Annotated in this window: 12 protein-coding genes; 6 read left to right on the top strand and 6 right to left on the bottom strand. The window is 41.7% G+C overall.

Annotation, left to right across the window (positions count from 1 at the left end; genetic code table 11):
* Nucleotides 1-191: 191 nt before the first annotated feature.
* The 5 genes from carA (at nt 192) to V7K55_RS05670 (ending at nt 4,530) form a co-directional block, all read left to right on the top strand.
* A complete protein-coding gene (carA, locus tag V7K55_RS05650; protein WP_334829053.1) occupies nt 192-1,358 on the top strand; it encodes a glutamine-hydrolyzing carbamoyl-phosphate synthase small subunit in 1,167 nt (388 codons plus the stop codon).
* A gap of 178 nt (nt 1,359-1,536) precedes the next feature.
* On the top strand, nt 1,537-1,902 hold the full coding sequence (locus V7K55_RS05655; protein ID WP_083782327.1) for an STAS domain-containing protein: 366 nt from the start codon (nt 1,537-1,539) through the stop codon (nt 1,900-1,902).
* 575 nt (nt 1,903-2,477) lie between these two features.
* Entirely contained in the window at nt 2,478-2,957 is a 480-nt protein-coding gene (locus V7K55_RS05660) for a Mini-ribonuclease 3 (RefSeq protein ID WP_334829055.1), read from the top strand.
* 95 nt (nt 2,958-3,052) lie between these two features.
* Nucleotides 3,053-4,141: a 23S rRNA (guanosine(2251)-2'-O)-methyltransferase RlmB gene (gene rlmB / locus V7K55_RS05665; RefSeq protein WP_334829057.1), complete on the top strand. Its 1,089-nt coding sequence runs from the start codon at nt 3,053-3,055 to the stop codon at nt 4,139-4,141.
* A gap of 86 nt (nt 4,142-4,227) precedes the next feature.
* Nucleotides 4,228-4,530 carry a DUF1816 domain-containing protein gene (locus V7K55_RS05670; RefSeq protein WP_334829059.1) on the top strand — a complete coding sequence of 101 codons (303 nt, stop codon included), beginning with the start codon at nt 4,228-4,230 and terminating at the stop codon, nt 4,528-4,530.
* 212 nt (nt 4,531-4,742) lie between these two features.
* Here V7K55_RS05670 and V7K55_RS05675 read toward each other — a convergent pair whose 3' ends face one another.
* Nucleotides 4,743-5,591 (bottom strand): alpha/beta fold hydrolase, encoded by an 849-nt coding sequence (locus tag V7K55_RS05675; RefSeq protein ID WP_334829061.1) that lies wholly within the window; start codon nt 5,589-5,591, stop codon nt 4,743-4,745.
* 137 nt (nt 5,592-5,728) lie between these two features.
* Entirely contained in the window at nt 5,729-6,613 is an 885-nt protein-coding gene (truB, locus tag V7K55_RS05680; RefSeq protein ID WP_334829063.1) for a tRNA pseudouridine(55) synthase TruB, read from the bottom strand.
* A gap of 308 nt (nt 6,614-6,921) precedes the next feature.
* Here truB and V7K55_RS05685 point away from each other — a divergent pair, with 308 nt between their 5' ends.
* Nucleotides 6,922-7,428, top strand: coding sequence for a hypothetical protein (locus V7K55_RS05685; RefSeq protein ID WP_334829068.1), 507 nt, complete (start codon nt 6,922-6,924; stop codon nt 7,426-7,428).
* A 63-nt stretch (nt 7,429-7,491) separates the two neighbouring features.
* On the opposite strand, the gene V7K55_RS05690 is transcribed toward V7K55_RS05685, so the two are convergent.
* From V7K55_RS05690 to V7K55_RS05705, 4 genes are all read right to left on the bottom strand, one after another.
* Nucleotides 7,492-9,210, bottom strand: coding sequence for a hybrid sensor histidine kinase/response regulator (locus V7K55_RS05690; protein ID WP_334829070.1), 1,719 nt, complete (start codon nt 9,208-9,210; stop codon nt 7,492-7,494).
* 272 nt (nt 9,211-9,482) lie between these two features.
* Entirely contained in the window at nt 9,483-9,956 is a 474-nt protein-coding gene (locus tag V7K55_RS05695) for a response regulator (protein WP_334829072.1), read from the bottom strand.
* 52 nt (nt 9,957-10,008) lie between these two features.
* Nucleotides 10,009-12,351 carry an ATP-binding protein gene (locus V7K55_RS05700; RefSeq protein ID WP_334829074.1) on the bottom strand — a complete coding sequence of 781 codons (2,343 nt, stop codon included), beginning with the start codon at nt 12,349-12,351 and terminating at the stop codon, nt 10,009-10,011.
* Between the two features lie 271 nt (nt 12,352-12,622).
* Nucleotides 12,623-14,332: an alpha/beta hydrolase gene (locus V7K55_RS05705; RefSeq protein ID WP_334829076.1), complete on the bottom strand. Its 1,710-nt coding sequence runs from the start codon at nt 14,330-14,332 to the stop codon at nt 12,623-12,625.
* Between the last annotated feature and the right edge of the window lie 280 nt (nt 14,333-14,612).

The following is a 14,612-nucleotide window of genomic DNA, read 5'->3' on the forward strand; positions in this document are numbered from 1 at the left end:
ACTTTAAATTCCCAATTTAATTTTAATTAACTATCTAAAAAAATCCCAATTGCCCAACTCATGGGATAATTAACAATCGCAGTATTGGGGACTGGAGACTAGGGACTGGGGACTAGGTGGGGAAGAGTTTTCCCAATTCCCAACCCCCAATCCCCAATTCCCAATCCCCAATCCCCAATCCCCAATTTACTATGCCCCTGACTGACGCAATACCTGCTTTACTTGTCTTGGCAGATGGAACCACTTATCGCGGTTGGTCTTTCGGTGCTACGGGAACCGCGATCGGAGAAGTGGTGTTTAACACTGGCATGACCGGCTACCAAGAAGTCCTCACTGACCCTAGTTATTGCGGTCAGATTGTTATTTTTACCTATCCAGAATTAGGTAACACTGGTATCAATCCTGAAGATGAAGAATCAGAAGGCCCCCAAGTGCGGGGTGCGATCGCTCGAAATATTTGTCAACGACCAAGTAACTGGCGATCGACGCAATCCTTACCAGACTACCTCAAACAAAACCAAGTACCAGGGATATACGGCATCGATACCCGCGCCCTCACCCGCAAAATTCGGATGTTTGGAGCCATGAATGGTGGTATTTCTACAACCATTCTCGATGAGGCGGAATTGCTAGAGCAGGTACTAGCGGCTCCCAACATGGCAGGATTAAATCTGGTTCGGGAAGTCACCACCTCAACAGCTTATAAATGGTCTGATCCCACAATTCCAGCTTGGGAATTCAACTCTGAGGCTGCCGAAAATCCAGAGGAAGCCTTTACTGTTGTTGCCCTCGATTTTGGCGTAAAACGCAATATTTTGCGACGCTTAGTAAGTTACGGCTGTCGGGTAATTGTTGTACCTGCTGATACGTCACCAGAAGAAATCCTCAATTACAATCCAGATGGTGTGTTTCTTTCCAACGGGCCGGGCGATCCAGCTGCCGTCACTGGAGGAATTGCAACTGCTAAAGCGCTTTTGTTAAGTCAAAAGCCTATCTTTGGTATTTGCATGGGGCATCAAATCTTAGGTCATGCATTAGGGGCAGAAACCTATAAACTTAAATTTGGTCATCGTGGTTTAAATCAGCCTGCTGGATTACAACAACGGGTAGAAATTACCAGCCAAAACCATAGTTTTGCGATCGATCCAGATTCTTTACCTACGGCAGTTGTAGAAATCAGCCACCTAAACTTAAACGATCGCACCATTGCCGGAGTCCGTCACAAATCTCTACCTGTATTCTCCGTACAGTATCACCCAGAAGCTAGTCCTGGCCCCCACGATGCTGATTACTTGTTTGAGCAATTTGTTCAAGCGATGCGAACAGCCCGTCAAGCCACAACAGCCGACGTGAAGTAAAAATGGGAAATGGGTGGGAAGGAAGCAAGGGGGAAAATAAGAATAAAAATTATCTCTTTCCCCTCTTCTCCCTGTTCCCCGCCCCTCTGCCTGTTGTGCCGAATGCCCCAAAAGATTGTAGACAACTCGCTCAAAAACCATTTATACTTGAGCGTTCACTTTAACTCATGAGGAGGGAATTATTGCTGAGCCACTGAATCTAACCGTTAGCCTGAGGGGCACTCGTGAAGTCCGGGATAACTGCCAGCTATTCCGCCTCACAGGTTTGTTAGATGCCTTTTCTGAACCAACATTTCGTAAAGTACTTGGCAGCAAGATTGAAGAGGGCCCTAAGCATATTATTTTGGATCTCTCACAAATCGACTTTATTGATAGCTCTGGCTTGGGTGCTTTGGTACAACTAGCCAAGCAAGCTCAAACTGCTGAGGGCACTTTGCAAATTGTCACGAATGCCCGTGTAACTCAAACGGTCAAGCTTGTTCGCCTAGAGAAGTTTCTCTCCCTGCAAAAATCAGTTGAAGAAGCTCTAGAAAACGTCAAGTAGTCTTGATTGCTTGAACCAAATCGATTTAGCTATCCAGATTCAACATCGGGTAGTTTAATTTTTAAAACTTCTGGCAGAAAACCTCTCTCCTGGTGGGAGAGGCAAAAAGCCAGTTGAGCTATTATGTTTAAAGTTGAGCAATAACTAAAGATATAGACACCCAGTTCTTGGGTAAATGATTATTGGGCAGAATATCGGATAAACAATCAAGTCTGAAAAATTGTACAAAATACAAAGTCAGCAGATTTGTGTATAGGTAAACTTGACTTGATACTGTATAGTTAGAAATTGTCGCTTACTAAGTAAGGATGACAATGGGATTTAAGAACAGGGTGTATTTGATGTCAAAATTTTACCCTATCTTAGACACAGACCACAATAACTAGGCAAAATTTGGTTTATAGGCATTGACATCAGGGTGATTTAAGATGCCAACTCCCAGTCAAAATGATGAAATTAAAAAGCAATTTTGATAGTATCAATTATGCTAAGTATACTATCATGGCACACTTCAGAAAAATCAGTCTTTGCGAAGAGTGCCTGCCAAATCTAGCCCGTCAAGGAATGATTTATTTGTGAAGTCACAGGAGGAAGAGCTATTAGATGGACAAGATGAAACTCCCAACCAGAGTTTATCTTGGACTGAAGCACTCTTGGCAACCACAGGGCCGTTCCAACAGATTTCCCTCTCACAAGTGCAACAAATTTCTCCTACTGCTTTAGCATATTTGGGGGATGCAATTTATGAGTTGTATGTTAGAATGTTCTATCTGCTGCCATTGCAGCGGTCAGGAATTTACCATCGGCTGGTAGTGGAGCAGGTAAGAGCAGAAACACAAGCGCTACATTTGCGATCGCTAACTCCTCATCTGAGGGACACCGAATTAGATATTGTCCGACGGGGTAGAAACGCCGCGACAGGCCGCCCTAAGCGACTCAATCCCGAAATTTATCAACAGGCAACTAGTCTAGAAACCTTAATAGGCTATTTATATCTCACCGATTACCAGCGTCTAACCGAACTGTTGCAAATGCTTCATGTAGAAAAAGAGTGAAAACTCAATTTCACAACAATAGGTACAGCAGTAGATTAGGTTCCAGAAATTTAGGTAATCGGTATGTTCAACCATAAGCTATATCCATAAATCAAATGCAGAATCAACCGAGAAAAATCATCAACACTTCTACTAGCGAACCCAATCGCGATCGTGGGAAACCCATAAAAATTAAGGGTAAGCGTGTTGTTAGTAATCCCACTCGTAATCCCCGGAAAATAGATAGCAACCCCATTTCTGTTGCTAATCCCACTCGCAATCCCCGGAAAGTAGATAGCAACCCTATCTCTGTTGCTCCCATTCGCAATCCCCGGAAAGTAGATAGCAACACCATTTCTGGCAACTCCCGACAACGAAATAGCAACTTCTCCCAGTCGCCTGTATCTACACAACCGATAGAAGAAGATAACGATCTCATCTACGGTCGTCATCCAGTCCTGAGTGCGTTGCAAAAACAGCGCAACCTCAACCGCATCTGGATTATTACCCGGCTGCGCTACGATCCCAGCTTCCACCATTTTCTCCTGCAAGCTAAGGAAAATGGCACAGTTATTGATGAGGTTGAACCCAAGCGCTTAGACTATCTCACCAATGGGGCTAATCATCAAGGTGTGGCAGCACAAACTGCTCCTTACGCCTACATCGAATTGCCCGATCTCATTGAACAGTCTAAATCTGTAACCGATCCCGTAATAGTAGTAGCTGACGGAATTACAGATCCCCACAACTTGGGAGCAATTATTCGCACCGCCGAAGCAATAGGCGCTCAAGGATTGGTGATTCCTCAAAGAAGAGCATCTGGGATCACTTCCACTGTCATGAAAGTTTCAGCAGGCGCTTTAGAAAACTTTGCTGTATCTAGAGTTGTCAACCTCAGCCGCGCCTTAGAAGAATTAAAAGAAGCTGGCTTTTGGATTTACGGCACTGCTACAAGTGGAAGCGAACCCGTGCATACTGTGAATTTCAAAGGGCCAATCGTTTTGGTAATCGGTTCAGAAGGCGAAGGTCTGGGTATGCTGACTCAACGTTCCTGTGATTTTTTGGTATCGATTCCTCTGCAAGGTAAGACTCCTAGCCTGAATGCATCTGTAGCAGCAGGGATGGCGCTTTATGAAGTTTATCGCCAGCGATCGCTAAATACGCATTATTTAGATAAGTTACAAAAGATTTCTTTGAAAAAATAACAGTAACAGAGTATAAAGAAATGTAAAAGATAATAAAGCACCATATCGTTTAACACCCTGTAGACGTTTATAAATTGGCTAAAACCATGAAGACCATTTGGCATAACCTCAAGGAAGTGTTGATCAACACATTCGACTACCTCGGCTTGGCCTGGTGGGTAGAGATTGTAACACAAAATCCCCGGTGTACTTATTACTTCGGCCCATTTCTGAGTTCTTCTGATGCAAAATTGTCAAGCATTGGATACATAGAAGATTTGGAAGTCGAAGGAGCTACGGGAATTACTATTCGTGTAAAACGTTGCAAACCTAATACCTTAACCATTGCTGAAGACCTGGGGGAAAGATTTGACCGCAAAGTACAGCCTGCCTTTGGCGGTCAGATTTAATTAAGTTAGGCGAAAATCAAGATAATTCGTAATGACGCTCTCTACGAGACGCTAACGTAATTCGTAATTAAAATCGGGTTGGAGTAAAAGACATCTATTGGTCGTCCCGTTATGGTTGGAATCTAAAGCTCCATCCATAACGTAATTACTAATTGTTAATAATTCAAGGGTTTTTAACTTTTAACCAGATAATTCGTAATTCCAACTCGAAATTACGAATTACGAATTACCTGCGGATTTTTTTCCAGCCAACTATCGATGTCATTCAGCACCTGCTGGGGGACTTCCCACGGGAAAAGATGAGCGGTGTTTGGATAACACTGCCACTGAGAATTTGGGAGATGTTGAGCAGTTTGTAAGCTGGAATCAGATGTGATGTGGCGGTCTCGATCGCCAGCAAGTACTAAACTAGGACATTGGATTTGTGGCAGTTCTGGAAGCCGATTGTATCCCGATTGAATTGCACTGTAGAGAGCGCGAGTAGCAGCAGGAGAGGTTTGCAAATAAGCTGGTACTGCTTCCTTGGCGATATAGTGGTAAGTCGTGGGTGTATGTTGTTGGATTAGGTAGCGGAAAAGCGATCGCTTGCCAAAAGTTTCAATATTCCATTGCCAACTCGGTTTTATATAGTTTAATAAGCCAGCAACGCCAGTATATAAATTATCTTGCCAAGTTATTGTCGGATGACTACCACGGGGTTTTGCGGCTGTCGCCACTAAAATCAGCCCAGTAACGCGCTCTGGTAAACGCAATGCCAGTTCCATTGCCAGAATGCCCCCAAGTGACCATCCCAATACTAGACATTTTCCAATATTTAAGCGGTCTAGCAGCGCTTCTAAATCAGTTAAATGGTCATTCATATTAAAATTGCCATTCCAGCGACTTTTGCCGTATCCACGTAAATCGGGGGCAATAGTTTGATAGCGTTTTGATAAATGATTGGTAAAGACAGAAAGACTACGACCAGTACCAGGATGACCGTGTAAGCCCAGAATGGGAAATCCTTGACCTTGGATGTAAACATTGAGACGTGCAGCAGTAGTAGAATGGCGATCGCTCATGATTTGCCGTTCTCCTGTTTAGCGAAGACAGCGATAACTCTTATTCCTTTGTGTCCTTCTCTGACGAGACGCTGCGCGAATGCGTCCTTTGCGGTTCGTTTTATCATGATTTAGCGTAAGTCCTAACACTAACGATATTAAGAAATAGGTTCAAAAACCATTAGAGGGATCAACACTTCATCTTGTAATTGTCCAATACCTAAAAAGCGAGTTTCTTCATCATAAACTCGTACTATTTCAGGAACATCGAAAGTTAGAGAAATTCTTTGACCTTGACACCACTTTTGAGCAGATGTTACTGGTAAGGTAACAGATGATAAATGTTGTAAAGCTGCATCTGGACAAACGGGTTGAAATGTTCCGGCTTGTAGTTGTGCTTCTAAATCAGTCAATGTGAGACTATCGGTTAAATTGAAACCACTACTTTCGGTACGGATTAAAGCCGCAAGAGTGCCACCAGTTTCTAAGTTTGCACCTAAGTCACGAGCGATCGCTCTAATATATGTACCACTACCACAAGCGATCGCCACATCCAATTCAGGAAAATCTCCTTCTCTCCAATCCAAAATATCTATCCGAAAAACTTCCACTGTTCGCACTGGAACTTCCACTGTTTTCCCTTGGCGTGCTAAATCGTAGAGGCGTTTCCCATCCACTTGAATTGCACTGTAAATAGGTGGTATTTGCTCAATTTTGCCTTCAAATTGTGTTAATGCAGTTTTTATATCTGCCAAACTCAATCCCGCACAAGGTTGAGAAGTGATGATTTCCCCTTGCAAATCATCGGTTGTAGTACGCACACCCAGCCGAATAGTGGCAATGTACGCTTTGTTCTCTGGCAGATATTGCAATAATCTTGTGGCTTTACCAAAGGCGATTGGTAAAACCCCTGTAGCCGCTGGATCTAAGGTTCCCGCATGTCCTACACGTTTGAGGCGCAACAATTTTCGCACCCGCGCTACGCAGTCGTGGGAAGTCCAGCCAAATGGTTTGTTTAAGTTGAGAAAACCTTCAGATAACACAAAATTAATACTTACAGCTTCTAAACTCTATTAAATACTCATTTAATGCTCAAAGCATTAGTATTTAGCAATCAAGGCTTAATTAAACATTATTTTATCCACATTAACCAGGCTAAAGATATTTATTAAGCACTCTACTGAATAATACATAAAAAATGCAGATAACGCCGAGTATATTCAGCAAATATCACGATGTAACTCATAAGTGACAAAACATAAAATTGTAACAAGAAAGAAATATTATAGAAAACTTAATAAAAGTTTTTCATCAAACAAATCATCAATAAACTTTCATGAACATAAATAAAATGAAAAAAACAATCTTTACTACTATATTACTTTTTTGCTCTATGTTGATTGTGAGTTGTGGTGAATCGACCAAGAGTGTTTCTCAAGAGAATAAGGTTAATCAAGCAAATACCTCAACAACTACCCAAGTTAACTCTCAATCTACTTCTACAACCCGGCTAGATAATACCAAAAATATCAACAAAGTTAGTAACTCAACATCAAATAAAAACACATCCATGAAAAACAATAAATCTCATGAAATTGATAATAACAACCCAATATTTGGGACGATTAAAGATATGCAAAATGGAGACTTGAAATGCTATGTTAATGTTGTAGATGAAAAGGGTAAGTTATATGAAGGTGTCGGGGCAGTATTTGAGGTTTGCGAACCAGATAAATACGTCAATAAAAAAGTAAAGATGTCTTATGAGTTAGAGAATGTCAATGATTGTCAAAGTTCTGAACCTTGTGGTAAAACAATCAAAGAATGGCTGATTACTAAGATAGAAATTAAAGAGTAATAATCACAAGATTTGTTTTTTAAGTTGTAAGCAATATAGATAAACGCTATATACTGCAACAAATCAAGTTGATGATGGGGAAAGTTGACTCATTGGGCATATCTTCGGTAAGCTGACTGTAACTTTAGTACCTTCCCCCACTTCACTGGACAAGGTAATATCCCCACCATGTAACTCGACACAACCTTTAGCGATCGCTAACCCTAAGCCTGTACCAGGAATTGTGTCAACGTTACTTGCACGACTGAACGATTGAAACAAATTTTCTTGATCTCTAATCGGGATACCAATTCCCCGATCTCTGATGTAAAAGATCGCCTCTGATTCTTTACCGATGAGGTGGAACTCTACAGTCCCTCCATCTGGAGAGTACTTAATTGCATTAGACATTAAGTTAATAAAAATTTGCTGCAAAAGTCCGCGATCGCCCCAAAAGCCTTGGGTATGACCAGTAATTTGAAAAATCAATTCGTGGCGATCGCCTGTTATTTCTCGCTCTTGTTCGATCAGATCGGCAAAAAACTGCACCAAATCGAGGGGAATTGGCTTAAATTTGGGTTTTTCTAGTTCAAATTGGTTAACTAGCATCATATCATCCACCAATTTGGACATATATCTTGCTTTCTGTTCAATAATTCCCAAGAACCTCTCTTGTTTAGACTCATCCAATTGTTGACTATGTTTTGCCAAAGTTGATGCAGCCGCCAGAATTGAAGTTAGCGGCGTTCGATATTCATGGGAAACCGTTGCAATGATTTGAGATTTAAATGTATTTAGTTGCTTTTCTTTGGTAAGGGCTGCTTGAGTTTGGGCTAGCAACTCAGCTTGTTGGATAGCGATCGCTAATTGTACCGAAACTTCATTGAGCATTTGGGCATCATCAGTTTGCCAATATCGTTCTCCAGAATTCTGGTGAGCAATCAACAAACCCCAAAGCTTAGGGGTTGGGTTCCCATTGTTACTCAAATTAATGGGAACCACCAAATTTGCCTGAGTATTAAATTGCTCTTTCAGGCTGACACAATTACACAAGCCAAGCTCATAGATATAAGGGATTGGGGATTGGGGATTGGAGATTGGGGATCGGGTGTGGGGAAGGGTGGAAAGAAGAGGAATTTTCCCCCTGCTCCCTGTCCCTGCTCCCTGCTCCTCTGCCCCAACGCGATCGCCCAATGCTACGGTGCGGAATGACTCAACTGATGAGGCGACTATTTTACCGTCGGTATCTGGGGCGAATTGATATACTATCACGCGATCGCACTTCAGAAGTTGCTGTACTTCTGCTACAGCTGTATTCAAAATTTGCTCTAGATTAAGAGACTGGCGAATTCTGAGAGCAGTTGTCGCAATTAAGCGCTGTCGTTCCTGAGTTTTGTGGAGTTGGGCTTGCAAGCACGATTGCTTGATGGCGTTGCGGACTGCTAATTGCAGTACATCCTGTGTCACATTGTGCTTAACCAAATAATCCAGCGCCCCCCGTTTCATTACTTGCACAGCGATTTCTTCATCACCCCGCCCTGTCAGCATAATTACAGGGACAGAAGTTTTAAATATCTCCTGCTGCATCCGATCGAAGAGTTCTAACCCACTCATATCAGGTAGGCAAAAATCCAGCAGAATGACATCGCAACGGATTTTTTGGCACAAAGCAAGTCCTTCCTCTGCACAATCTGCCTCAAAAATCTGGTAAGACTGGTGCGGATCTTTCAACAGATATCGGCGATAAATTTTCCGATCTGCTGCACAATCATCAATGATGAGTAGCGTCCTTATGTCCAACATGTATAAGTATGAGGATTGGGAATGTTGATTCCTTTTATCCAGATTGTGTTTTTATTGCATAATTCTAAAAATAATATAAAATAAGTGTAAATAAAATCTAAATTCTTTAGTAATCCTAAAGAAATGCCAGAATAATAAGAAAATGGAGAAAAGGAATCTAGCAGAGACAAGCAGACACAGTAAATCAAAGAGGAAAATGCCTCTGTGTCCTCTGAACCGCCTCTTTTATTATCCTTTTTTCTCTACTGTCTCATCAACAGACAATAAACAAATTAATCCAACACCGGTGGCATATTGGCTTCAAGCCAGTAGTCCACAAATGCCTGAATCGTCTTTTTGAGTTCCAGAGCATCCATCGGCTTGACCAGATATCCATTTGCGCCCTTTTGATAGCACAATTCAATATCCTTGGGGTTAGATGATGTGGTAAAAACAACAATGGGAATTTCCTTGAAACTCTTGTCTTGCTTGAGCCGATCCAAGATGTCACGGCCATCAATACCTGGCAAATTCAGATCGAGCAAGATCACAGAGGGTCGTAATGCTACTTTAGAGTTGGGTAAGTTTTCGCCTTTGCTATAGGCATTGCCCCCCAGTTGATAGAGAAACTCTAAAACCTCATCCCCATTAGTACAACGATGTATGGGGTTCTGGACGGACATTCGCCGCATCAGACGTTGTAGCATCCGAAAATCTTCATTGCTGTCCTCAACAACAAGCAGAGGTTCATCAAGTTTTTTTGTCATTCGTGGTCTTAAAAGAACTTAACAAAAATATATATTTGGTTATTATCTTAAACTATTCCAGCGTGAAATAGAAAATAGAGCCAACACCTACGGTAGATTTAACCCAAATTTGACCGTTATGAAGTTCAACAATCTTCTTAACAATAGCTAATCCTGCACCTGCTCCTCCACCGTATTTTTCCTGGGAATGCAGCCGCTTGAATAATCTAAAGATTGTTTCTAGATGATGTTGTGGAATGCCAATACCGTTATCTCGGATATAAAAGATTGGGGAAGGTGGGATCTCCTCTGGGGATAAGGGGTAATGGGGATTGGGCATGGGAGAGAATGAAAAATTACCTCCTTCCCCTCTGCTCGCTGTTCGCTGCTCCCCTGCTTCCTTGTCGAGGTAGCCAATCTCAACCCATTGCTCTGCTTTATCGTTGTATTTGAAGGCATTGCCAAGCAGATTACTGAAGACTTCATTGACGAGAACCCGATCGCACTGAATTGTTGGTAAAGGCCGGGGAATGCGAATATCTATAAGCGCAGAGTCTTGGCGACTCGCACGAAAGACATCAATTACTTGGTTGAGCAATTCGTTGAGATGGGTTGTTTGCTCTCGAAGATGTGCTTGTCCTAACTGCGAGAGTCGCAGCAAAGCATTAATCAGAGTTTCCATACGTACAGATAAGGACACTACTGTTTGCAAGCACTCAATTCCATCATCATCCAAGACTTGGGCATAGTCTTCTAGCAGCACCGTTGAGAAGTTATAAATGCCCCGCAAAGGCTCTTTGAGATCGTGAGAAGCAGCGTAGGCAAAGGATGCTAGTTCTTGATTGCTGCGCTCTAACTCCAGGTTAATTTTCGCTAATTCATCCGCCTTCGAGAGGACAATACCCACGATCGCATTACTCAGAGCGATCGCACTTTCAACTTCGCAAGCTTTCCAAGGTAGAGAAGTTAATCTAACCGTTTCTTGCCATTGTTCAAAGGATTTTCGTGGAGATAGGGTATAGCTACCATCTACCTGGGCTTGAATAGATTCCTGTGGATTTCCTGCCCAATTTACCGTTTGCAGAACTTCAGGGCGAAACCAAAGAATGTAATAACGGCGGACTTTAGAAATCCGCAGCAGCAACAAACCACTAGCAGTATCTTTAAATATGAGCGCTTCCGGGTAAAGCTTCGGCAGAGAATCGGTAGAAAACAGGTTGTCACTAACTTGAGTATCTGCCCATTTAATTAACGCCCGTACCTCATCAATATTTGGTGTTGCTCCCACAAGGTTAATTTCATCATCCAGACAAACCGCCCCTCCAGAAGCACTGACAAAATCCAACAAGCGGATTTCCGGTTTTATTAAAGCATCAATAAAATTATCTGCTTGGGAAATGGACTCTAAAAACTCCGACTGTAGCGATTTGAGCTTTACCTTATAGTCCCATTCCGAATTACTAATTTTGTGCGCTAACTCTGAAGACACGATTTGTCCCAAAAATTCGCACATCTTGCGGACTTCATAAGAAATATGCTTTGGTGTTTGATGATGACAGGATATTAATCCCCAAAGCTTTTTATCTTGAATCAGCGAAATTACTAAAAGACCCTTCACTCCCATATTTTGATGATATTCAGCACAACACCAATCAAAACTCCGTAGCACAGAGTAGCTTAAATCAAGAGGCTGATGTGTTGTCGGATTTTGCCTTGGAATTAGCTGGACAGGTTCGGCCGTCAAATCGGGAAGAAATCGGAGAAAGCAGCGCGTGTATAACTCCCTAGCCTGCGCTGGAATATCTGTAGCAGGATAATGGAGTCCTAAATAAGGTGATAAATCTTCCCGTTTAACTTCTCCAACAACAGAACCCGCTCCCGACTCATCAAATTGATAGACCATCACCCGATCGAAACCAATGATTTTTTGGACTTCTTCAGCCACTAGGTGCAAAAATTCTATCAGGTTTGATGTGCTTTGCATTTTTGCGATCGCTTCACCTGCCAAAGCATGGAAACCTAAGAAACTCACCTCAGATTTTGAGTCTGTCGGTTCTAACTCCAAAATCACAGCTTCTTCTGTACGATGAGCGATCGCATCCAAATCTCGTTCTTGATGTAAAGTATTTATTGATACTTTGAAAGCAGTCGCACTGCCAATTTTTTTTACCAAGCATTGCTTTACAGTTTCTACTTGTTGAGCTTCGAATAAATAGCTCAATGGTTTACCAAGCAAATCTTCTGGCTCTTTACCTAAGTATGCTTTGGTATTGTTGCTAACTTGCAGTATCTCTAGCTGAGTACTGAGTGCTAATAGTACACCATGAGGTTGAATAGAGCCAGGTATATGAATAGGTTGGCGATCGTGGTTAGTCAGAGCAGTAGCTTGGTTAGTAGTATTTTTAGGCTGGCTCATAAATCAACTTATGTAAAGCTGAATTTTACAATAGCGCAATTAAATGTCACATTTCTTTAAAGTATATGCTGATAAGGATGAATGCGATCGCATTTTATCTGTGCCAGTTACAGTTTTACAGTAAGTAAGCAGAAGTAATTAGAAGATCCTGTAGGGTGTGTTACGCAAATAAATTTTACAGACGTAATTAATTACGCCTGTATAAATCAAATAAAAATCATCACATGCAGCAATGCAACACCAATATCCAACATCCAAAATCCGAAGCTGACTATGGTGTTGGGAACTTTTTTTTTGTGGATTTGCCTCCTTTTATATCCAGTAATTGTTCTAATTCAGTTGTATTCAATGATTTTACGAGACTTAAACCAAGAGACTTACTAGAAATACTTTGAGTGTAGGCGGCGTTAAGATATGGGGTGTATTGTGGCCTTCCTGCAATGTAGGTTTGGAAGAAAGGTAAACTCAAAACATTCATGTAACGACGCGCTTGGGAAGCATCGCCAATCATATCAGTAGGTAATGCTACTTGTTGATTTGCAGGATTACCATTACCAATGGTGGAAAAGTGAGTACCACCTACAAGCATGACGAGATACTTTTGTGAATTTGCAAACCAGGAGAAAGGTAGAATTTGCTCAGACAAAGCTGGTGCAACTGTATCATCACTACTGCTGACAATCATCACTGGAGTTTTGATTTGACTTAAACCAGCTTTGCCGAAAATAGAACTAGTAATGGGATTAACTGCGATCGCAGCTTTCACTCTCTCATCCCGCAGGTTATAATCCTTGCCAGACTTGCTGATGTTCAATTCTAAAGCGCGACACTGGAGCAGTAAAGACATATTCCAGGTTTTTTGGAGTGCTGCTGGTTGACAGTCTTGTTTTAGCTGCTCAAAGTTGATTTTCGCACCTGCTAGGGCTAAGGCTGTGTAGCCTCCCAAAGATTGACCAAATACTCCGACTTGTTGCAGATTTAAGCGACCTTTAAACCGTGAATCAGATTGATTATCTTTTTCCAATTGATTCAGTATATATGTGATATCTAAAGGTCGGTCTTTAAATTCACCTGGTTCTGCTATTTCATTAGCGTGTCCCTTTAGCAGAGAACGCAATTCTTTAGTGTCGCTACCAGGATGATTGGGAACGACAACGGCAAATCCATAAGAAGATAGGTGCGTGGCTAAATATTGAAAGTTGCTGCTATCTAAACCCAAGCCGTGAGAAATCACAATTACGGGTGCATTATTTTGGACATTGGGAATGTAAACATCAGTTAATAAAAGCCGATTGCGCGTTGAATCAAAAAACTTTAGAGTGTATTTTTGCGACTTAAACTTTCCCGGAACCTTTAAATCGGGCAATTGCGAGAAATTTGGTTGTGAAATGGTAGCAGCTTCTATTTTAGACTCTTGAGAGACTGCTGCGATCGCTCGATGAGTTTGGTTAACAAGTTTCTCCAATTCCGTAGCAATTTCCAAAGTCTCGGCGACATCAAGGCGAATACTGCTGCTGGGATATTTACGCAACACATTCAAAAATGTCAAGCCTCCTGATTCAGCAGAGGCTAAAATTAGCGCTGAACGCAAAGTACCAAGTTCTGGTTGAGAAGATTTGTTTATAAAAACTTGCGCCAACCGATGCAGCAAAAATTCTCCTTGCGGTGTGTAGAGAAGTTGCGAAAGCACTACCGGACTTACTTTCACCCGATTAAGTAAAATCCGCCGCAATTCTGGAAGCTGTTGTAGAGGAAGATATTGCTGATAGGCTGCCAAATCTTTGTTAATTACACCTGTTTTGGCATAGTTTTCTAAAGTCTTGACTGAAATGGAAATCTCCAATGCTGAATAAGATGCATAAATCCGCTCTGCTGCCAAGACAGAATTACTAATTCCAAGCGTTGGCAGCAGTGTTGAAAGAACCAGCAATAGGGAATTTTTTCTGAGGCTGCTGGCCCAATTACCAAACAAACTATTCATCGCTCAACTATTTCGGTGGTCTGGTTTTATCAGGTGTTGGCTTTGGTAGTTATTCGGACACCCTGCTTAGTTTACTTAAAGTTTTTAGCCTCAATTTTATCAAAACAGAATTTAGGAGTCAGTCGTTATAATTCAGGATGAATTGTGGATGAATTATGAATGTAGAAAGCTTTCTCTGACTCCTGAATTCTGATTTCCAAATTCTTTCTCAAGAATTTTTATCTTGGCCGTAAAGTCGAAAATCAGATACTACAGAGTCACACAGATGGGTAAAATATCC

The sequence above is a fragment of the Nostoc sp. genome, assembly GCF_036919895.1.
Lineage (GTDB): Bacteria > Cyanobacteriota > Cyanobacteriia > Cyanobacteriales > Nostocaceae > Nostoc.